The organism is Pulveribacter suum, assembly GCF_003013695.1.
In the GTDB taxonomy this organism is placed as follows: Bacteria; Pseudomonadota; Gammaproteobacteria; order Burkholderiales; family Burkholderiaceae_C; genus Melaminivora; species Melaminivora suum.
The window spans coordinates 745,468-765,243 of the sequence record NZ_CP027792.1; the positions used below are offsets into that span (position 1 = coordinate 745,468).

At 71.2% G+C, this 19,776-nt stretch carries 16 protein-coding genes; 4 read left to right on the forward strand and 12 right to left on the reverse strand.

Annotated features, from left to right (window positions below):
• Positions 1–25: 25 nt before the first annotated feature.
• Positions 26–1,174, reverse strand: a complete 1,149-nt coding sequence (locus C7H73_RS03410) for a phospholipase A (RefSeq protein ID WP_106845367.1) — start codon at positions 1,172–1,174, stop codon at positions 26–28.
• 132 nt (positions 1,175–1,306) lie between these two features.
• Complete coding sequence (locus tag C7H73_RS03415) at positions 1,307–3,367, reverse strand: ATP-dependent helicase (protein ID WP_106845368.1); 2,061 nt, start codon at positions 3,365–3,367, stop codon at positions 1,307–1,309.
• Positions 3,368–3,476: 109 nt separating this feature from the next.
• Here C7H73_RS03415 and C7H73_RS03420 point away from each other — a divergent pair, with 109 nt between their 5' ends.
• Positions 3,477–4,424, forward strand: a complete 948-nt coding sequence (locus C7H73_RS03420) for an AEC family transporter (RefSeq protein ID WP_106845369.1) — start codon at positions 3,477–3,479, stop codon at positions 4,422–4,424.
• Between the two features lie 59 nt (positions 4,425–4,483).
• On the opposite strand, the gene C7H73_RS03425 is transcribed toward C7H73_RS03420, so the two are convergent.
• The 6 genes from C7H73_RS03425 to C7H73_RS03450 form a co-directional block, all read right to left on the reverse strand.
• A complete protein-coding gene (locus tag C7H73_RS03425; RefSeq protein WP_106847510.1) occupies positions 4,484–5,608 on the reverse strand; it encodes a type II asparaginase in 1,125 nt (374 codons plus the stop codon).
• A gap of 119 nt (positions 5,609–5,727) precedes the next feature.
• The gene (gene priA / locus C7H73_RS03430; protein ID WP_106845370.1) at positions 5,728–7,893 is read right to left on the reverse strand and encodes a replication restart helicase PriA; all 2,166 of its coding nucleotides are present in this window, start codon (positions 7,891–7,893) and stop codon (positions 5,728–5,730) included.
• A gap of 585 nt (positions 7,894–8,478) precedes the next feature.
• Complete coding sequence (hemE, locus tag C7H73_RS03435) at positions 8,479–9,606, reverse strand: uroporphyrinogen decarboxylase (RefSeq protein WP_106845371.1); 1,128 nt, start codon at positions 9,604–9,606, stop codon at positions 8,479–8,481.
• Between the two features lie 61 nt (positions 9,607–9,667).
• Positions 9,668–10,699 carry a L,D-transpeptidase family protein gene (locus C7H73_RS03440; RefSeq protein WP_106845372.1) on the reverse strand — a complete coding sequence of 344 codons (1,032 nt, stop codon included), beginning with the start codon at positions 10,697–10,699 and terminating at the stop codon, positions 9,668–9,670.
• Between the two features lie 66 nt (positions 10,700–10,765).
• Positions 10,766–12,988, reverse strand: a complete 2,223-nt coding sequence (locus C7H73_RS03445; protein ID WP_193483937.1) for a protein-disulfide reductase DsbD family protein — start codon at positions 12,986–12,988, stop codon at positions 10,766–10,768.
• Between the two features lie 84 nt (positions 12,989–13,072).
• Complete coding sequence (locus C7H73_RS03450; protein ID WP_106845374.1) at positions 13,073–13,429, reverse strand: ankyrin repeat domain-containing protein; 357 nt, start codon at positions 13,427–13,429, stop codon at positions 13,073–13,075.
• Between the two features lie 156 nt (positions 13,430–13,585).
• Here C7H73_RS03450 and C7H73_RS03455 point away from each other — a divergent pair, with 156 nt between their 5' ends.
• On the forward strand, positions 13,586–13,948 hold the full coding sequence (locus tag C7H73_RS03455) for a hypothetical protein (RefSeq protein WP_227001406.1): 363 nt from the start codon (positions 13,586–13,588) through the stop codon (positions 13,946–13,948).
• A 119-nt stretch (positions 13,949–14,067) separates the two neighbouring features.
• Positions 14,068–14,961 (forward strand): copper chaperone PCu(A)C, encoded by an 894-nt coding sequence (locus C7H73_RS03460; RefSeq protein ID WP_106845375.1) that lies wholly within the window; start codon positions 14,068–14,070, stop codon positions 14,959–14,961.
• A 20-nt stretch (positions 14,962–14,981) separates the two neighbouring features.
• Here C7H73_RS03460 and C7H73_RS03465 read toward each other — a convergent pair whose 3' ends face one another.
• Positions 14,982–16,493, reverse strand: a complete 1,512-nt coding sequence (locus C7H73_RS03465) for an MATE family efflux transporter (protein WP_106845376.1) — start codon at positions 16,491–16,493, stop codon at positions 14,982–14,984.
• A 98-nt stretch (positions 16,494–16,591) separates the two neighbouring features.
• On the opposite strand from C7H73_RS03465, the gene C7H73_RS03470 reads away from it, so the two are divergent.
• The gene (locus C7H73_RS03470) at positions 16,592–17,407 is read left to right on the forward strand and encodes a creatininase family protein (protein WP_106845377.1); all 816 of its coding nucleotides are present in this window, start codon (positions 16,592–16,594) and stop codon (positions 17,405–17,407) included.
• Positions 17,408–17,411: 4 nt separating this feature from the next.
• On the opposite strand, the gene C7H73_RS03475 is transcribed toward C7H73_RS03470, so the two are convergent.
• The 3 genes from C7H73_RS03475 to ttcA form a co-directional block, all read right to left on the reverse strand.
• On the reverse strand, positions 17,412–18,068 hold the full coding sequence (locus C7H73_RS03475; protein ID WP_106845378.1) for a histidine phosphatase family protein: 657 nt from the start codon (positions 18,066–18,068) through the stop codon (positions 17,412–17,414).
• 6 nt (positions 18,069–18,074) lie between these two features.
• Positions 18,075–18,710, reverse strand: a complete 636-nt coding sequence (locus C7H73_RS03480; RefSeq protein WP_227001407.1) for a hypothetical protein — start codon at positions 18,708–18,710, stop codon at positions 18,075–18,077.
• Between the two features lie 90 nt (positions 18,711–18,800).
• Entirely contained in the window at positions 18,801–19,757 is a 957-nt protein-coding gene (ttcA, locus tag C7H73_RS03485; protein WP_106845379.1) for a tRNA 2-thiocytidine(32) synthetase TtcA, read from the reverse strand.
• Positions 19,758–19,776: the final 19 nt, after the last annotated feature.

Genomic DNA, 19,776 nt, shown 5'->3' on the forward strand with positions numbered 1-19,776 from the left:
TGTCAGGCAAGGGTGGCTAGCAGGGTCAGAAATCCACCAGGCTCAGGCCCACGCTGAGCACCGTGCGCTTTTTGTTGTAGTCGATCAGGCTGTCGCCATAGCCCGAGAACAGCTGCGTGTGCAGGCGCAGGTTGCTGCGCGGGCCCACCAGCTTGGTGCCCAGCGTGCTCAGCCAGTCGATGCGCGCCGAGCCCCGGTCGCTGTGGCCGAAGCTGTGGCGCGTGGTCAGCGTGACGCGGTTGTCCTTGTTCACGTTCCACCCGAGGGCGAATTCGGCGCGGCCGACGTAGTCGCTGATGCCGGGGTTGTTGTCGCTGTCCGCGCTCTCGTGCAGCCGCTTCCAGGCGCGCGCGGTGAGGCTCCAGTGGTCGTTCAGCTCGAAGCCGGTCATCAGGTAGGCGCGGTTCCAGCTGCGCGACAGCGGATCGCTCTGGCCGTTGGACTGGTGCACCAGCCCGATGCCGCTGTAGCGCCAGCGCCAGCCGAAGGGCAGCCGGGCCTCGGTGGGATAGACGTATATGAGCTCCGGCTCGTGGTCGGTGTTGCGAAACGGCCGTGAGATCTCGGGCGAAAACAGCTGCCAGTACGACTGCTGCGTGTAGCCCACCCAGAGCGAATCGCGCCGCTCAGCGTGGCCCGTGAGCAGGCCGCTGGCCAGCTTGGTGCGCACCGACAGCTGCACGCGCATCTCCGCGCGGCGGTAGTCCACAGGGGTGGCCGTGCTGTTGTTGGCGTTGTCCGAGGTGGGCTGGCGGTTCACGGTGTCCGCGCCCACCACCGAGACGCTGATGGGCCGATAGCCGCGGAAGCGGAAGATGCCGCAGTCCGTGCCTTCCTCCAGTTCCCAAAAGCGCGACAGCGTCGTGTAGTCGCCGTCGCGGCAGCCGTCGGCGTGCGTGACCTGGATGACCGGGCCGGACTCGGGGGCGGCGTCCTGCGGCGTGGGCAGGCCGGCCGTGGCCTCGGCGGCGGGGGCGCTCCAGGCCTGCTGGCCCGCCCACTGGTCAAAGCAGGCCAGGCGTGCCGGGCCTTCCTGCAGGGCCGAGCACTGGCGCCAGCCGGCAGCGGGTTGGGCCGCCGGTGCGGCGGCGGGCGAGGGAGCCTGGGCGTGGCCGGCCAGGGGCAGGGCAGCGGACAGCACGGCGGCGGACAGGCGCGACGAGAGCTTGTTCATGGGTGGAGGCGGGGCAGAGAAGGGAGAAAGGGAAAAGGGCGCGACGAAGGCGCCGCAGATTGTGGGGTTTTTGGCCTCCAGCGCTTGTGGGACAAGCGCTGAAAGCTATCAATAAAAGAGCGCTTGGGCCCTTCAGGTAGCCGCGGGCCCGGCCGCGCGCGCGGCGAATTCTGCGCGCAGCTGGCGCAGCTTTTCGCGCGGGTCTTCCCGGGCAGTGGCGGCATCCAGCTTCATCTCGGCGATGAAGCGGCTGGGCTGGCAGGCCACCATCTCGCGGCCGCGCTTGCGCTTCTTGGTCCAGCTCACGGCCAGCGTGCGCTGGGCACGCGTGATGCCTACGTACATCAGGCGGCGCTCTTCCTGCAGCCGGGCGGCGATGTCCTCGCTCACCTTGTGCTGGCGGCCCTCGTCGTCGTCCAGCTTGAAGGGCAGCATGCCCTCGGTCACGCCGGCCAAAATCACGTGCGGCCACTCCAGGCCCTTGCTGGCGTGCAGGGTGGACAGCACCACCATGTCCTGCTCCTGCTCGCGCTCGGAGATGGTGGACAGCAGGGCGATGGTCTGGGCGACTTCCAGCAGGCTCTTGGTTTCCTTGTGCGTGGTGGTGCCGGCGGCGTCCTCGATCTGGCCGCCCGCGCGCTGGGCCATCCAGTCGCAAAACTCCAGCACGTTGCTCCAACGGGCGGCCGCTACCTTCTCGCTGTCCTCGGCGTCGTACAGGTGCTGCTCGTAGCCGATGTCCTTCAGCCAGTCGCCCAGGAAGGCGCGCGCGTCTTGAGCCCCGTGCGTGTGGCGGGCGCGGTATTCCAGGTCGTTGACGGCGCGGCCGAACTCGGCCAGGCCGTCCAGCGCGCGCTTGGGCACCGCCGCCGGCAGCATGGCGTTGAACAGCGCGCCGAACATGCTGGTGCGGTGCTGCGTGGCGAACGTGCCCAGCGCGCCCAGCGTGGTGTGGCCGATGCCGCGCTTGGGGTTGGCCACGGCGCGCAGAAAGGCCGGGTCGTCGTCGTTGTTGATCCACAGGCGGAACCACGCGCACAGGTCGCGGATCTCGGCGCGGTCAAAGAAGCTGGTGCCGCCCGAGACCTTGTAGGGGATGCTGGCCTTGCGCAGCGCTTTTTCGAACGGCTTGGCCTGGTGGTTGGCGCGGTACAGGATGGCAAAGCTCTTCCACGCCGGCGGCGGATTGGCCGCGGCGCGCAGGGAGAGGATGCGCGCCACGGCGCGCTCGGCCTCGTGCTCCTCGTTGTCGCAGTCCTGCACGCGCACCGGCTCGCCCTCGCCCAGCTCGCTGAACAAGGTCTTGGGATACAGCTTGGGGTTGGGCCCGATGACGTGGTTGGCCGCGCGCAGGATGGCGCTGGTCGAGCGGTAGTTCTGCTCCAGCTTGATGACCTTGAGCTGGGGAAAGTCCACCGGCAGCTTCTTCAAATTGTCCAGCGTGGCGCCGCGCCAGCCGTAGATGCTCTGGTCGTCGTCGCCCACGGCGGTGAGGCGCGCGCGTTCGCCCACCAGCATCTTCAAAAGCTCGTACTGCGTGGCGTTGGTGTCCTGGTACTCGTCCACCAGCACGTGGCCCAGCACGCGCTGCCATTTTTCGCGTACCTCGGCGTGGCCCTTGAGCAGCCGCATGGGCAGGCCAATCAGGTCGTCGAAGTCCACGCTCTGGTAGGCGGCCAGGCGTTCCTCGTAGCGCTGCATGATCAGGGCGATGCTGCGCTCGTGGTCATCTTTGGCCATGGCCAGCGACTTGCGCGCGTCCCAGCCCTGGTTCTTCCAGGCGCTGATGGACCATTGCCACTGGCGCGCCGTGGCCGCGTCGGTGGTGCCGCCGGCGCAGTCCTTGAGGATGCCGGTCACGTCGTCCTGGTCCAGGATGCTGAAGTTGGGCTTGAGGCCCAGCACGTGCCCGTCTTCCCTCACCATGCGCACGCCCAGGGCGTGGAAGGTGCACACCAGCACGTCCCTGGCCTGGCGGCCGATCAGGCCGGCGGCGCGCTCGCGCATCTCGGCGGCGGCCTTGTTGGTGAAGGTGATGGCGGCGATGCGCTTGGGGGCCAGGCCGGTCTCGATCAGCCGCGCGATCTTGTGCGTGATGACGCGCGTTTTCCCTGAGCCGGCGCCGGCCAGCACCAGGCAGGGGCCCTCGGTGTAGTGCACGGCTTGCAGCTGGGCCAGATTCAGACCGGACATGGGAAAGGCAAAGGGCGGGAAAAGAGGAACAAGGCGGGAAGGGGCGGGCGCGAAGCGCACGATGATAGCGAGCGGTCCATAAGCCCTTGCGACTGCCACAATCGCGCCCGTGCTGTCGGTCCTGTCGGTCACCTTCCCGTTTTTCGCCCTGGTGCTGGCCGGCTTTGCCGCCACGCGCCGGGGTCTGCTGCCGCTCTCGGCAATAGCCGGGCTGAACAGCTTCGTGCTGTACTTTGCCCTGCCGTGCATGCTGTACCGCTTCGGCGCGGGCACGCCCATCGCCCAGCTGCTCGACCCTGGGGTGGCCCTGGTCTATCTGCTGTGCGCCCTGGCCCTGGTCGCCGGCACGATAGCCGCCACGCACCGGCGCTGGGGCTGGAACGACGCCGCTTTCGGCGCGCTGGTGGTGGCCTTTCCCAACTCGGGCTTCATGGGCGTGCCGCTGCTGGTGGCGCTGCTGGGCGAGGCCAGCGCCGGCACCGTGATCCCGACCATGGCGCTGGACATGGTCGTCACCACCTCGCTGTGCATCGCCCTGTCGCGCCTGGGCCTGGGCGAGGGCAGTGCGGGCCGGGCGCTGCGCATGGCGCTGCGCGGGGTGCTGGCCAACCCGCTGCCCTGGTCCATCGCGCTGGGCGGGGTGGCCTCGGCCGCCTCCTTCACCCTGCCCGGGCCCCTGGAGCGCACCGTGGCCATGCTGGCCGACGCGGCCTCGCCGGTGGCGCTGTTCACCATCGGTGCGGTGCTGGCGCGCTCGCAGATGAACCAGCATGAGCGCGTCGCCGCGCGCGACTACCTGCCCCTGGCCCTGGCCAAGCTGCTCATCCATCCGGTGCTGATGTGGCTGGCCTGCCAGGCCGCCCTGGTCCTGGGCCTGGCCCTGCCGCCGCTGGCAGTGACCACCCTGGTGCTGGTGGCCGCACTGCCCAGCGCCAGCAACGTGTCGCTGCTGGCCGAGCGCTTCGGCGCCCACGGCGGGCGCATCGCCCGGATCATCCTGGCCAGCACGGCGCTGGCGTTCTTCACGTTTGCGGCGGCGGTGGCGCTGCTGGTCTGAGGCCTGGGCACAAGAAAAGAAAGGTCCCGCAGGACCTTTCTCATAGCCGGAGCGGGGGTTCAATACTCCCAGAACATGCGCTGCAGCTCGCTCGTGCTGGCGCCGCGGGCCAGGGCCAGCATGGTCAGCAGGCGGGCCTTTTCAGGGCGCATGTCGTGCGCTGCCACCCAGTCGTACTTGTCGTCGGGCTGTTCGGCGTTGCGCAGCACGAAGCCGTAGGGCACGCGGGACGAGCGCACGATCATCACGCCCTGGGCCTGGGCGTCGCGCAGGGGCTGCACCATGCGGTCGGCGACCGAGCCATTGCCCGTGCCGGCGTGGATGAGGGCCTTGGCGCCGCCTGCCACCAGCGCCTGCACGGCGGTGGGCTGCACGTTGCCATAGGCATAGACGATGTCCACCTGGGGCAGTCGCTCGATGGTGTCGATATTGAATTCGGACTGCTGGGTGTGGCGCTTGATCGGGGCGCGGAACCAATAGTTGCGCCCCTCCACCACCATGCCCAGCGGGCCCCACTGGCTCTTGAAGGCGCCGGTCTGGATGTTCACATCCTTGTTCACGTCACGCGCCGTCTGGATCTCGTCGTTCATCGTGACCAGCACGCCCTTGCCGCGTGCATCCTTGGAGGCGGCGACATGCACCGCGTTGACCAGGTTGAGCGCACCGTCGGCCGACAGCGCCGTGCCCGGGCGCATGGAGCCGACCACGGCGATGGGCTTGTCGGTATGCACCGTGAGGCCCAGGAAATAGGCGGTCTCCGCCAGGGTATCCGTGCCGTGTGTGACGACGATACCGTCCACGTCAGGCTGCTTGACCAGTTGCGAGACGCGCCGCGCCAGGGTCAGCAGGTTGTCGTTGGTGAAGCTCTCGGAGGCGATCTGAAACACCTGCTCGCCGCTCACGCGGGCCACCTGCGACAGCTCGGGCAGGCCGGCCAGCAGCTTGTCCACCGGCACCTTGGCCGCGGTGTAGGTGGCGCTGTTCATGGCCGATGCGCCTGCGCCCGCAATGGTGCCGCCAGTGGCCAGCACCACCACGTGCGGACGGGCGGCTGCAGGGGCTGCGGCCGTGGTGACGACGCCGGGCACGGCGTCCTGTGCCAGGGCGGCGGCCGGGGCGCCGGCCAGGCCGGCCAGGGCCAGCGCTGCAGCGACCAGCGAGGAGCGGAAACGGAAAGAGGTCATGCGAATTTCCATGGAGTGAAGGGAGGCCTTGTGGGCCAGGGCCGGCACGATGCCGCAGGCCCGGGCGTGCGGCATCGGTGTAAACCCTGGGCCGGCCAGCCGGCTGGCCATGCCCGGTCCTAGATCGCCTGCGGGTCCACGTCCACCAGCCAGCGCACCAAGCCTTTGTGCCGCGCCCGCTCGGCGTGCAGCAGGGCCTGCCAGGCCGACAGGAAATGTTGCAGCGCCGCGCGCGAGGGGCTTTCCAGCAGCATCTGCGCGCGCTCCACGCCGGCCACGCGCTGGATGGTCAGGGGCACGGGCGGGAACAGAAAGACCTGCTCCAACCCCGGCAGCTGCGCCGCGCGCGCCGCCTCAGCCGCGGCGGTCAGAAAGCCCTGGGCCGCCTCCTGCGTGCGCGCATCGGCGCGCACCAGCGCCTGGTAGGCGAACGGCGGCATGCCGGCCTCGGCCCGCTCGGCCAGCTGCTGGGCGGCAAAGGCCGGCCAGTCGTGGCGGCGCAGGGCGGCATAGACGGGGTGCTCAGGGTGCCAGGTCTGTATCCACATCTGCGCGTCCTGGCCCTGGGCGGCGACGTAGAGCGCGTCGCGCCCGGCGCGGCCGGCGGCCTGCATCAGCAGGGCAAACAGCCGCTCGGGCGCGCGAAAGTCGCTGCTGAACAGGGCCCCGTCCGGCTGCACGGCGGCCACCAGCGTGATGCGGCGAAAGTCGTGGCCCTTGGCGACCATCTGCGTGCCCACGAGCACGTCCACCTCGCCGGCATGCACCTGGGCCAGCTGCTCCTCCAGCGCCCCTTTGGCGCGGGTGGTGTCGGCGTCGATGCGGCCCACGCGCGCGGCGCGGCCGGCGGGCTCGACGATCACGTTGCGCAGCAGGGCGGCGAGCTGCTCCTCCAGCTGCTCGGTGCCCCGGCCGATGGGGGCGATGTCCAGGTTGCCGCAGGCCGGGCAGGCGCGCGGCACGCGCGATGCGAAGCCGCAGTGGTGGCAGCGCAGCGTGCGGTCGATCTTGTGGAACACCTGGTGGGCGCTGCAGTGTGGGCAGTCGCTCTTCCAGCTGCAGGCGTGGCAGTGCAGCACCGGGGCAAAGCCGCGGCGGTTGAGCAGCACCAGGCACTGCTCGCCGCGCTGCACGCGCTCGGTGATGGCGGCCAGCAGCGGCGGCGAGAACACGGCGCCGCGCGGCTGCTGGCCCATGTCCACCACGCACACGCGCGGCAGCTGGCCGGCGCCGATGCGGCTGGGCATGTACAGGCGCTGGTAGCGTCCGCCGCGCGGGTCGCCCGCCGAGGGCGGCCGGCTGGCGTGCCAGCTCTCCAGCGACGGCGTGGCGCTGCCCAGGATGACGCGCGCGCCCTGTTCGCGAGCGCGCCACACGGCCAGGTCGCGGGCGTGGTAGCGCGCGCCTTCCTGCTGCTTGTAGCTCGCGTCGTGTTCTTCGTCCACCACGATGACGGCCAGCCGCGGCAGGCTGGCGAACACCGCCATGCGCGTGCCCAGCACGATGCGGGCGGCGCCGGTGTGCGCGGCCAGCCAGCTTTTCAGGCGCTGCGCCGGGGTCATGCCGCTGTGCATGCTGACCACGGCGGCATCGCCATACAGCGGCGCGAAACGGGCGAGCACGCGCGACTCCAGCTGGGGCGTGAGATTGATCTCCGGCACCATGACCAGGGCCTGCGCCTGCGGGTCGGCCGCCAGCGCCTGGGCCACGCACTGCAGATAGACCTCGGTCTTGCCGCTGCCTGTGCTGCCGAACAGCAGGAAGGGCCCGGGTTGGGTATGAATTTCGGCCACAGCGCTTGCCTGCTCTGCGCTGAGCGCTACGTTTTCTGTAGCGCCCGGCGAGTGCACCGGCGGCGGCGCGCGGCGCAGGCGCCGGGCCAGCTGCTGCGGCCCCAGGTCGCGCAGCTGCGGCGGCAGGGCGGCCAGGGCCACCTCGCCCACGGAGCGCTGGTAGTAGCGTGCGGCAAAAGCCACCAGGCGGCGCCAGGCCGGCGCCAGCGGGGCGACCCCCTCGAGCACCCCGGCGATGGCGCGGGGCTGCACGCCGGGCGGCAGGGGCGCGGCGTGCTCGGGCGCATCCCACACGACGCCCAGCACCTCGCGCGCTCCCAGAGGCACGCGCACCAGCGTGCCGGGCGGCAACGGCGTGCTGCTGGCGTAGCTCAGCGGCTCGCCCACGCTGCTGTGGGCGGGCGTGCTGACGGCCACGGGCAGCAGATGCAGAGCGCCGTCAGGCGGGGTCGAGGGGCAGGACAAGGCGGAGGTGTGAAGCGGCGGCGCCATGCGCGGAGCCCGCATTGTGCCGGCTGCTGCGGCTGGACCGGGCCAAGCTGTGGATAACTTTGTGGAGAATGGGCGTTGAAACGCCTGCAGGCCTTGCGGGGCGGGCATTACGCGCTATCAAGCCCGCGGCACGGGCTGGCAAAAATGCCAATGAAATCAAGGGGCTATGTTGCAGTGCAAAAAAACCTCCGCATCCGCCGGCCTCGTGGGCACAAAGGCCCCCGCTTCGCCAAACATGTGAACAAGTGCGGTGTCAAGAGCTTTGGGCCCCCTGTTTTTATGCTAGGGCCCTCCCCTCCACCGGGAAAGCGCATGCACATCGGCCGACAAGTGCTTGATTTTGCAAGTGTTTGCACAGAAGTTCAGAATTTCTGTGGATAACTTTGTTGATAGCTGCCGGTCAGGCCTCGCAAGCCCTTGTCAGGCCGTGCTTTGCTTGCGCTGCCCAGGAAAAAGGCAGAAATGGCAGAGCGTTGAAAATCAACAACTTGGCGGCGCCTGCGGCTTAGTTCCCACGGCCGAGCAGAAATCTGTCACAGGCCGTGTCGGGCCGGCCCGTGCCGGCTCCGGTGTGCATAACTGGCGTTACGCGCGGCGCATGGCGCGCGAATGGCCGTGCACAGCTTCCACCAGCGCCGTGACGTGCTCGGGTGGGGTGAACTGGCTGATGCCGTGGCCCAGGTTGAAGATGTGCGTGGGGCCGCAGGTGTGCGGGTCGGTGTGGGGCTGGCCGAAGCTGTCCAGCACGGCCCGCGCTTCGCGCGCCACGGCGTCGGGTGGGGCGAACAGCACGTTCGGGTCCAGGTTGCCCTGCAGCGCCTTGCCGGGGCCGCCGGCCACGCCGCCCACGGCCGCGCGGGCACGGCCCAGGTTGGCCGTCCAGTCCAGCCCCAGGACTTCGCAATCGAGCGTGTCCATCTCATCGAGCCAGATGCCGCCGCCCTTGGTGAAGACGATGCGCGGCACGTCCTGGCCATCAGGGCCGGTGCGCTTGAGCTGCGCCAGCACGCGCTGCGTGTACTGCAGGCTGAAGGGCTGAAAGCACCCGTCGGCCAGCACGCCGCCCCAGCTGTCAAAGACCATCACGGCCTGGGCGCCGGCGTCGATCTGGGCGTTCAGGTACTGCGCCACGGCGTCGGCGTTCACGGCCAGGATGCGATGCATCAGGTCCGGGCGGGCGTACATCAGGCTCTTGACCTGGCGGTAATCCTGGGAGCCCCGGCCCTCGACCATGTAGCAGGCCAGCGTCCAGGGGCTGCCGGAAAAGCCGATCAGCGGCACGCGGCCGTTCAGGGCCCGGCGGATGCTGGTGACGGCATCGAACACGTAGCGCAGCTTGTCCATGTCGGGCACGGCCAGTTGAGCCACGTCGGCCTCGGTGCGCACCGTCTGGGCAAAGCGCGGGCCTTCGCCTTCGGCAAACGACAGACCCAGGCCCATGGCATCGGGCACGGTCAGGATGTCGGAAAACAGGATGGAGGCGTCCAGCGCGAAGCGCTCCAGGGGCTGCAGCGTGACCTCGGTGGCGTAGTCCACGTTGGTCGCCAGCCCCATGAAGCTGCCGGCCCGCGCGCGCGTGGCCTTGTACTCGGGCAGGTAGCGGCCGGCCTGGCGCATCAGCCACAGAGGGGTGTATTCGGTAGCCTGGCGGCGGCAGGCGCGCAGGAAGGTGTCGTTCGTCAGGGGGGCGAAGGAAGATCGGGCAGTGGTCATGGCCGGGGATTGTCGCAGCGCCCCGCGCACGCAGGGCGTCCAGGCCCTTGACCCCGGTCAATCAATAGACGACGACCCGGTCGCCCACCTTGACCTGCTCGTACAGCCACTTGGCCACCTGGTAGTCGCGCAGCTGGCTGCAGCCGTGCGAGCCGCCGCCGTAGCCCTTGTCGGCGAAGTCCTGCGAGAAGTGGATGGCCACGTTGCCCTGGTAGAACAGGGCGTAGGGCATGGGCGTGCGCTCGCCGAAGATCTTGGAGACCGTCTCGTGGTTCATGTACCAGATGCGGAATTCGCCCTCGGGGCTGTCCCAGCCCGGCATGGCAAAGCGTGCCTCGCGGGTGAAGCGCACGCGGCCGTCCTCCACGTAGGACATCTTTTTCTGCTGCTTGGAGATGCACACCACGCGCCCGGTGGCGCAGCTGGCGTGCAGCTCCTGCGTCAGGCTGCTTTGCGGGGGCGCGCCGAACAGGTCGGCGTAGCGCGGCAGCCGGGTGCGGCGGATCAGCGGCGTCCAGGTGCGCTCGTCCATCACCTCGCTGGCCGGCAGGCCGATGCGCGTGCGCCAGGCGGCGATGGCGGCGCGCGTGGCGTCGTTGAAGACGCCGTCCACCGCGCCCTGGTACACGCCCGCCTGCTTCAGGCGGTGCTGCAGCTCCATCATGAAGGCCGGCTCGCCGGGTGCGACGAACCACGGGCCGACGTCGGTGTTGTTCAGCTCGGCCTGGGTGGGCGCACGCGAGCGCGCGGCCAGGGCCTGCCAGGTGGCCGGGTCCACGGCGCCGGTGGCGCGCAGGCCGGCGTCCTTTTGCAGCTTGATCACCGCTTCGCGCGTGAGCATGCCGAAGCGGTCCTCCACATCGACCACCGCCAGGTACTTGGCCTGGCGCAGGCGCACCTGCAGCTCGCGCACCTGGGGCGACTGCATCTTGAAGCGCAGCACTTCCTGCCCGTCTGCGGTGGCGCGGGTGGCCGGCGCCGGGCGTGGCGCCTCGGAAGAAGGGAGGTTGCGGGCCTGCGCGGCCGCGGCGCACAGGCCGGCGGCCAGGGCTGCAAGGGCCGCCAGTCGGCGGGGAAAGCGCTGCGAGATCATGGGCAAAAATTATCCGGCGCTGTCGGCGCAGCAGGGGTAACCATGCCCTTGGTCGTAGGGCTTTTCTTACAACTGCGCGATGGCCTGCCGCAGCTCGCGCCGGCCCAGGATTTCGCTGAACACCACCGGCGCCCGGCCCGGCGCGTGCAGGACATAGACCGGCACGCCGCTGCGCCCCAGCTCGCCGAGCGCGGCGGTGATGGCCGGGTCGCGCCGCGTCCAGTCGGCGCGCAGCAGCGCCACGCCCTTGGCGGCGAAGTCCTGCAGCACGGCCTCGTCGGCCAGCGTGGTCTGCTTGTTGTACTGGCACGTCACGCACCAGGCAGCGGTGTAGTCCACGAAGACCGGCCGGCCGCTGGCCAGGATCTGCGCCGGCAGCTCGGGAGCCCACGGCTGCCAGGTGCCGGCCGCCTGCACGGCCGCGGGCGCCGCGGTGGCGGCCACGGGCAGGGGCTGGACTTCAACGAGTTTTTGGCCCCAAACCCATACTGCGCAAGCGCCAGCAGCTATCGAAAGCGGAGCAAGCACGGCCCGCGTGCGCCCGCGCAGCGTCAGCGTCCACACGGCCAGCGCCAGCAGCACCAGCAGAATCAGCAGCGCCGCCGCCCCGTCGATGCCCGCCTGCTGGCCCAGCACCCAGGTCAGCCAGACCACGGTGGCGAACATCGGGAAGGCCAGCAGCCGGCGCAGCGTGTCCATCCACGCGCCCGGGCGCGGCAGGGCGCGCGCCACGGCAGGCAGCCAGGCCGCCAGCACGTAGGGCAGGGCCAGGCCCACGCCCAAGGCGGCGAAGATGGCCAGCGCCTGGGCCGCCGGCAGCGTGGCCGTCAGCCCCAGCGAGGCGCCCATGAAGGGCGCCGTGCAGGGCGAGGCCACGGCCACGGCCAGCACGCCGGTCAGGAAAGAGTCGGCCACCGGATGGCGCGCCTGCAGGCTGGCCAGCGAGGACGGCAGCAGGCTGCCAAACTCGAACACCCCGGCCAGGTTCAGCCCGATCAGCGTGAACAGCGCCGCCAGGCCGGCCACCACGGCCGGCGACTGCAGCTGAAAGCCCCAGCCCACAGCTTCGCCGGCCGCGCGCAGGGCCAGCATCAGTGCGCCCAGCAGCAAGAACGACAGCACCACGCCGGCCGCGTAGGCCAGGCCGCCCAGGCGCTGCGCCCGCACATCCTGCCCGTGGCGCGCAAAGCCAGCCACCTTGATGGCCAGCACCGGAAAGACGCAGGGCATCAGGTTCAGCAGCAGCCCGCCCAGCAGCGCCCCGACCAGGGCGGCCAGCCAGGTGGTCAGCGGCGCGGCCAGGACCGGGGTGCCGACGGCCGCCTGGGCCGCTTGGGCCACCTGCGCATTGGCCGCCAGCGCCGCGGCCAGGGCCGGCGAAACGGTGGTCAGCGCCGCGGCGGGCGGCCAGCCGCCTTCCACGGGCAAGGCCAGCTGCACGCCGGCGCCGCCCTCGGTCAGCACCAGGGGCAGCGGTTCGGGGCCTTCGCTGCGCTGGGGCGACAGGGGCACGCTGGCGGTCCACACGCCGCCGTCCTGCCACTGCTGCGCGGGGCTGGCGGCGGTCTGCACCACGCCAGGGGTTTCGGGGAAGACGCCCAGCTCGCGCCCCTGCCAGGCGGCAGGCAGGCCGGCCACGCGCAGCAGAAGGGCGCCGTCCTGCACCCGGGCGCTGCTGCCGGCGCCGGGCTGCAGCGCACGCGGATGGGCCTCGGCCGCGGCCTGGAAGGCGGCGGCGTGCAGGGCGGTGGTGCCCTGGATGGGCACCTGCAGGGCAAAGCGGCCCTCTTCGGGGATGCACTCCTGGCGGCACACCAGCCAGGAGGCGTGCAGCTGGAAGGTAGCCTCGGTGGCCAGCGGGTCCGCGCGCCAGCCGGGCGGCACGGTGACCGCCACGGGCAGCAGCACCTGGCCGTCGTAGCCGTAGTTGGCCAGCGTGCCGAGGGGGAACTTGCGCGGCGCGGGCCAGGCGATCTCGCCGGCGTCCAGGCCGGCGGGCAGCTGCCAGTCCAGCTGCGTGGGCAGGCCGGAGTCGCCGGGGTTCTTCCAGTAGGTGTGCCAGTCGGGCTGGTGGGTGATGAGCAGGCCCAGCTGCAGCGGCTGGCCCGGCGCGATGCCCTGGGGCGCATGGGCCACCAGATCGGCCTTGACGTAAGGCGTGGTCACCACGCTGGCGCCGGCACTGCCCGAGGACTTCAAGAGAAATTGGGCTCCAGCGCCCGTGGATAAAGCGCTGGCAGCTATGAAAAGCAGAGCGCCTAGCAGGCGGCGGGGCAGGCAAAGGGACATGGCAGGGTGGGAGCGGCGGGGAGGGGCTTTGGTTCCTGGGCGGCAGCAGGCGACCCAGGGGCCCATGGTAGGGGGCCGCACCGTTCAAAGGGAGGGCAGCCAGCGCAGCCACCACGGGCTGCGCGCCGCTGCACGGCCCAGGCGGGCGCCGAACGCCAGCAGCAGCGCCTGCAGCGCTTCGCAGCCGGCCTGGCGCGCGGCCTGCAGCGGGGTGACGCTGCCCAGTTGCGCCGGCAGGTTCGGGTCGGCGCCATGCTCCAGCAGGGCGCGGGCGACCGCCTCGTGGCAGTGCAGCACGCTGACGAACAGGGCCGACTGCATCACCTCCGGATGCTGGTAGTCGACATCCACGCCGTTGCGCAGGTGGTAGCGCACGCAGTGCAGATCACCGCGCTCGGCGGCGGCGTAAAAGTCTTTCCAATCCCCTCCGGCCCCTGCCATGGCTGTCTCCCGATCCGTCTCTTGGTTCCATGACTGTACGAGCAGCGCCGCGTGGCGGCTGCAGGGTTGGCCGCAGCGGCCCGGCGGCTATCATGCCCGGGCCCAAAGCCCCACCCACCCATGCACGGCACGCCGCTTCTTCACCGCTTGCGCCTGATGGCCCGCGCCCTGGCGGGCCGGGTGGCGCTGGCGTGGTTTGCGCTGTCGATGGCGGTGGCCGTCGCCTCGCCCCTGGCCCCGCCGCAGGCCGCTGCCGCCGCATCGCTGGACCGGGTCTGCACCAGTGCCGGCATGGTGGAGATGGCGGTGGCCCAGGACGGCCCTGGCGGTGTGCCGGGCCCTGCCCATCTGGACTGCCCCCTGTGCCTGCCGCTGGCCGCGCCACTGCCGCCGGCGTTGCACGGCGCCTCCCCGCCGCGCCCCGTGCTGGCACGGGTGCTGCGGCCGGCACCGGCCGCGCCCATCGCCGTGGCCACGGCGGCGCCGCTGTCCGCGCGCGGCCCGCCCGCGGCCGCCTGACGCCGCCCGCGTGCCCTGGGCACGCCTTGTTCTCACGCCCCGCTGTCGTTGCTTCCTGCCCTTCAGGCGGGCACGCGGCGCAGGGCGCTGCCGCCTTCCTCTTTTCGTACGAGATCTTTATGAACCGCATCTCCCTGTCCTTGCCGCTGCTGGCCTGCCTGTGCCTGGCCGCCCCGGCCGCCTTTTCCCACGTCGGCCTGCCCGCGGGCGGCGCCCCGGCCGGCAGCAGCTACGACGCCACCTTCACCGTCGGCCACGCCTGCGAGGGCGCTCAGGCCACCACGGCACTGGCCGTGCAGCTGCCGGCAGGCTTTCGCATCACCGAAGCCGTGCCGCGCGCCGGCTGGACGTTGACCGCGCCGCCGGCCGGCAGCCAGGGCGGCGAGGTGCGCTGGACGGCGGCGTCCGCCGCCAGCGCCCTGCGCGGCCATGACAAGGGCGCCTTCACCGTGCGCGGCGTGCTGCCCGCCACGCCCGGCGTGCTGTACCTCCCCGTGCACCAGGTGTGCGACGTGGGCGAGGTGCGCTGGGACCAGGTGCCCGCAGCCGGCGACGGTGCCAGACTGGCCCAGCCCGCCGCCCGCCTGGAGGTGCTGGCGCCGGGCAGCGCCGCCGTGGACGTGAAGGACCCCTGGGTGCGCGCCACCGTCGCCGGCCAGGGCGGCACTGGCGCCTTCATGACGCTGCAGGCCCCGGCCGGCGCGCGGCTGGTGGGCGTCTCCACCCCGGTGGCCGGCGTGGCCGAGGTGCATGAGATGAAGATGGAAGGCGGCACCATGCGCATGCGCGCCATCACTGCGTTGGAACTGCCGCCCGGCCAGAGCGTGCCCCTGGCGCCCGGCGGCTACCACGTCATGCTGATGGATCTGAAGGAGCCGCTGGCCGCTGGCCGCAGCATTCCGCTGACCCTCCGCTTCGAGGATGCCGCCGGCGCCCGCAGCGAGCGCACGCTGCAGGCCGAGGTGCGCCAGGCCGGCGCTGCCAAGGCCGCGCCGGCGCACCACCACCATTGAGGGCGGCCGCGGCGGCCTGCTCACGCCGGCGCCGCGGCGCGCAGGTCGCAATCGACCTCGTTTGCGGTATCGCACACCGGCGCGGGCGGCAGCGCGCCGATCTCGGCCGGCACGGCGATGCCGCGCTCCTCGCCCGGCGCCAGCAGCTTGGCGCGGCGCCAGCCGCCCCAGCGGTAGTACGCCAGCGTCATGGCCATGGAGGCCAGGGCGCTGAGCGGGAAGCTCCACCAGATGGCATCCACCCCCAGCCAGCCCTGCAGCCCGTAGGCCAGCGGGATGCGGATGCCCCACATGGCCACGGCCAGGATGGCCAGGGGCGCCAGCACCGCCCCGGTGGAGCGCACCACCCCGGTCAGCACGAAGCTCACGCCGAAGAACAGGAACGACCACAGCGCAATGCCGTTCAGGTGCTCGGCTATTGACAACGCCGCGCTGCCGGCCGGCAGGAACAGCGCCAGCACCCGGTGCTCGGCCAGCAGCAGCAGGCCGATCAGCGCGCCGGTGAGCAAAAAGTTGAAGCCCACCCCCCAGCGCGCCACGCCCTCCACGCGGTCCCAGCGCTGCGCGCCAACGTTTTGCGCCGCCATGGACGAGCAGGCCGCGCCGATCGCCATGGCCGGCATCTGCACGTAGGTCCACAGCTGCAGCGCCGCGCCGTAGGCCGACGCGGTGGCTACGCCCTGCGCGTTCACCATGCCCAGCATCGCCAGCATGGACACGGAGATCAGCACCATCTGCGCGCCCATGGGCAGGCCCTTGCCCAGCAGCAGCCGCAAGATGCCTGGCTTGGGCACGAACAGACGCCAGTCGGCGCGGGCTATCCACAGCGGGTGGCGGCGCCAGCGCAGCCAGACCAGCAGCGCCCCCAGCGCCAGCGCGTTGGCGATGCCGGTGGACAGGCCCGAGCCGGCAATGCCCATCTGCGGAAACGGGCCGATGCCGAAGATAAGCAGCGGGTTCAGCACCACGTCCAGCGCCACGGCCAGCAGCAAAAACAGGAACGGCGTGCGCGCGTCGCCCGCGCCGCGCAGCACCGCCGAGACGAAGGTGAACAGGTACAGGAACGGGATCGACAGGAACAGCATGCGCAAATACGCCTCGGCCAGCGGCAGCGCCTCCTGCGGCGTGGCCATGGCCACCAGGATGTGGCGCGACAGCGGCATGCCCACGGCGGCGATGAGCAGCGCCGCCGCGCCGAAGAACGTGGCGCTGGTGCCCATGACGCAGCGCGCCTGGCGCAGGTCGTGCGCGCCGACGGCCTGCGCCACCAGGATGGTCGCCGCCATGCCGATGCCGAACACCGCGCCGATCAGCAGGAACAGGATGTTGTTGGCATTCGCCGTGGCGGTGAGCGCCGCCTCGCCCAGGTGGCCGCCCACCCAATAGGCGTTGACCGAGCCGTTGAGCGACTGCAGCACGTTGCCGCCCAGGATGGGCAGGGCAAAGCGCAGCAGCGTGGGGGCGATGGGGCCGCGCGTGAGGTCGCGCGCTCCGGTGGCGCCGTGCGCGGCAGGGGTGGCTGGGCTGGGCATCACGCGATGCTGAATGCCCGGCCCCGGGCCGCCTGTCGGCCAATGCCGACCGCCCGTGGCGGGCAGGCACGACCATGACACGTTCTAACATCCGGCCCATGGCCTATCCCTCCCGCTTCTGGTCTGACCTGTCCACCCACGACTTTTCCGACGCCATGGCCTCTGGATTGGCGGCGAGGACGGTGGCCGTGCTGCCCGTGGCCGCCGTCGAGCAGCACGGCCCGCACCTGCCGCTGCATGTGGACGCCACGCTGCTGCAGGGCGTGATCGGCGCGGCGCTGCCGCTGCTGCCGCACGAGCTGCCGGTGCTGCTGCTGCCGCCGCAGGACATCGGCCTGTCCACCGAGCACCTGGCCTATCCCGGCACGCTGACGCTGGCGCCCGCCACGCTGCTGGCGCTATGGACCGAACTGGGCGAGTGCGTGGCCCGGGCGGGCGTGAAGAAGCTGCTGCTGCTCAATGGCCATGGCGGCAACGTGGCCCCCATGGACATCGCGGCGCGCGAGCTGCGCCAGCGCTGCGGCCTGCTGACCTACAGCAGCAGCTGGTTCAGCCTGCCGCTGCCCGACGCGGTGCAGGGCCTGTTCAGCGCCGAGGAGCACCGCTTCGGCATCCACGGCGGGGAGATCGAGACGTCGATGATGCTGCACCTGGCCCCCCAGGCCGTGCGCATGGAGCGCGCGCTCCAGTGGCGCTCGTCCTCGCAGGGCCGGGCCGAGCGCTTTGGCCTGCTGGGCAACGGCCGCAGCGCCAAGATGGGTTGGGCCATGCAGGACTACCACGCCAGCGGCGCCGTAGGCAACGCCGCCGCAGCCACGGCGGACAAGGGCCGGGCGGTGGTCGAGGCGGCCGGCCAGGCGCTGGCGCAGATGCTGCAGGAGCTGTGCGCGCTGCCGTGGCCGGCGCAGGGCTAGCCGATCAGGCGTGGGCCTCGTCGTCCAGGCCGCCGTCCTCCAGGTGCCGGGTGTCGGCCCAGCCGACCAGCGACAGGCCGCCGGGCGTCCACAGCAGGCGGTTGACGGCGGCGTTGGCCAGCTGCCAGGTGCGCGGGGCCTGCAGGTCCAGCCGGGTGGCCAGGCGGTAGAGCACGTCCATCACGCCGCCATGGGCGACCAGCACCACCTGTCCGCCGCCGTGGCGCGCGGCCAGGCGATGCACCGTCTCGCGCACACGCTCGCGCAGGTCGGTCAGTGATTCGCCGCCGCCGGCAGGTGTGAAGTTCGGGTCGCGCTTGCGCCACCGCAGGGCGTGCTCGGGCGATTCCTGCTCGATCTGCGCGAAGGTGCGGCCCTCGAAGTCGCCAAAGCTGCGCTCGCGCAGGCCGGCCTCCGCCGCCAGCGGCGCGCCGGTAGCCCGGGCAATGGCCTGGGCCGTGGCCCAGGCGCGCTGCAGGTCGCTGCTGTAGATGGCGGCCACGCTCTCGCCGGCCAGGGCGGCGGCCACGCGCCTTGCCTGGCGCAGGCCGGTGTCGTTCAGTGCAATGTCCCGGTGGCCCTGGATGCGGGTGTCCACGTTCCAGGCCGTTTCGCCATGGCGGATGGCAATGATGCGGGTGGCTTGTTGCTGTGGGTCCATCGGCGCTCAGCGCGGCGGCATGATTTCGGTGCGTACGCGGCGCTGGTTGGCGGGCGGGCGCGGAAAGCCGCTGAGCGCCTGGTCGAACAGCACCCCGTAGATGGCCGGGTCGCTGGTCCAGACGTCTTCGTACACGGCCGAGGTTTCATACACCACCTGCTGGCTGGCCGCGTCGCGCAGCACCAGCGTGACCTTGCGGTGGTACAGCGTGGGCGGGCCGTCCATCATCCAGCCCATGCCCAGCCCCACGCCCATGCCGCGCCCGCCCCAGCCCAGGCCCCAGCCGAAGCCGCCGTAGAACGGGTCGCTGGCGTAGTAGGGCCAGTTGCGCGGCACGGCATAGCCGCCCTCGGCGCCGATCTGCGCCACCAGGCTGGCGCGGGCCTCGTCGCGCTGCAGGCCAACGCGGGCCAGTGCGCGCTCGGCTTCGGCCTCGATGCCGGCAAAGGCGTCGGGCCGGGCCTGCTGCGAGGGCAGGCGCTCGATGCGGTAGGTGGGCGGGCTGGGCAGCGCCGCGAGGGTGGAGAAGCTGCGCACGTCGCTCTCGACGAGGCGCGGGCCGGCGCAGGCGGCCAGCAGGGCCGCGGCGCACAGCACCACAGCGGTGGAGAGCAGGCGGCGCATCGAAGGCAGGGAGAACATGGCAGGGGCTCCTTGGCAGTCCATGCTACAGACTGAGGCGGCGGCATGGCGCCGGACGGGGCGCCGCCAGCGTGTGCGCGCCGCAAGCGGTCAACCCAGCTGCACCACCTGCAGGCCGGGCAGGCCGGGGGCAGCGGGGAATTCTTCATGGTCGAAGGCCATGTCGCCATCCGGGCTGGCCACGCCCGTGGCCTTGGCATTTCGAAAGTCGTGCAGGCGCGGATCCATCATGTGCGTGGTCACCACGTGGCCCATGGCGCGCAGCATGCTCTCGATGCGGCCGGGAAACTTCTTGTCCCACTCGCGCAGCATCTCGTTCACCACGACGCGCTGCAGGCCGTCCTGGCTGCCGCACAGGTTGCACGGGATGATGGGGAACTGCTGGTACTGGGCCCAGCGCGCCGTGTCCTTCTCGGGCACGTAGCACAGCGGGCGGATCACCACATGCTTGCCGTCGTCGCTGACCAGCTTCGGCGGCATGCCCTTCATGCGCCCGCCGTAGAACAGGTTGAGCATCAGCGTGGCGACGATGTCGTCGCGGTGGTGGCCCAGGGCAATCTTTGTCGCGCCCAGCTGATCGGCCACCCGGTACAGGATGGCACGGCGCAGGCGCGAGCACAGGCTGCAGGTGGTCTTGCCCTCGGGCACCACGCGCTTGACCACGCTGTAGGTGTCCTGGTTCTCGATGTGGAAGTCCACGCCGATGCTCTTGAAGTAGTCGGGCAGCACGTGCTCGGGAAAGCCGGGCTGCTTCTGGTCCAGGTTGACGGCCACGATGGAGAACTGCACCGGCGCGCGCTTTTGCAGCTTGCGCAGGATGTCCAGCAGCGTGTAGCTGTCCTTGCCGCCGGACATGCAAACCATCACCCGGTCGCCTTCCTCGATCATGTTGAAGTCCATGACGGCGCGGCCGACTTCGCGGCACAGGCGCTTTTCCAGCTTGTGCGCCTCGCGCTCGATCTTGGGCCGGGCGGGTCCGCCGGCGGGGGCGGCTTCAAGGGGGGCGGGGGCTTCGGCGAGCCAGGGCGATTCGGTTGCGGCGTTCATGGCGGACGGTGAAGATCGG

Coding starts and splice junctions, on each gene's coding strand:
- ttcA (WP_106845379.1), bottom strand. CDS start 19,757: ATGAACGCCGCAACCGAATCGCCCTGGCTCGCCGAAGCCCCCGCCCCC.
- hemE (WP_106845371.1), bottom strand. CDS start 9,606: ATGACCACTGCCCGATCTTCCTTCGCCCCCCTGACGAACGACACCTTC.
- C7H73_RS03425 (WP_106847510.1), bottom strand. CDS start 5,608: ATGACCTCTTTCCGTTTCCGCTCCTCGCTGGTCGCTGCAGCGCTGGCC.
- C7H73_RS03440 (WP_106845372.1), bottom strand. CDS start 10,699: ATGATCTCGCAGCGCTTTCCCCGCCGACTGGCGGCCCTTGCAGCCCTG.
- C7H73_RS03455 (WP_227001406.1), top strand. CDS start 13,586: ATGGCCCGCGCCCTGGCGGGCCGGGTGGCGCTGGCGTGGTTTGCGCTG.
- C7H73_RS03445 (WP_193483937.1), bottom strand. CDS start 12,988: ATGTCCCTTTGCCTGCCCCGCCGCCTGCTAGGCGCTCTGCTTTTCATA.
- C7H73_RS03475 (WP_106845378.1), bottom strand. CDS start 18,068: ATGGACCCACAGCAACAAGCCACCCGCATCATTGCCATCCGCCATGGC.
- priA (WP_106845370.1), bottom strand. CDS start 7,893: ATGGCGCCGCCGCTTCACACCTCCGCCTTGTCCTGCCCCTCGACCCCG.
- C7H73_RS03450 (WP_106845374.1), bottom strand. CDS start 13,429: ATGGCAGGGGCCGGAGGGGATTGGAAAGACTTTTACGCCGCCGCCGAG.
- C7H73_RS03480 (WP_227001407.1), bottom strand. CDS start 18,710: ATGTTCTCCCTGCCTTCGATGCGCCGCCTGCTCTCCACCGCTGTGGTG.
- C7H73_RS03410 (WP_106845367.1), bottom strand. CDS start 1,174: ATGAACAAGCTCTCGTCGCGCCTGTCCGCCGCCGTGCTGTCCGCTGCC.
- C7H73_RS03460 (WP_106845375.1), top strand. CDS start 14,068: ATGAACCGCATCTCCCTGTCCTTGCCGCTGCTGGCCTGCCTGTGCCTG.
- C7H73_RS03470 (WP_106845377.1), top strand. CDS start 16,592: ATGGCCTATCCCTCCCGCTTCTGGTCTGACCTGTCCACCCACGACTTT.
- C7H73_RS03465 (WP_106845376.1), bottom strand. CDS start 16,493: ATGCCCAGCCCAGCCACCCCTGCCGCGCACGGCGCCACCGGAGCGCGC.
- C7H73_RS03415 (WP_106845368.1), bottom strand. CDS start 3,367: ATGTCCGGTCTGAATCTGGCCCAGCTGCAAGCCGTGCACTACACCGAG.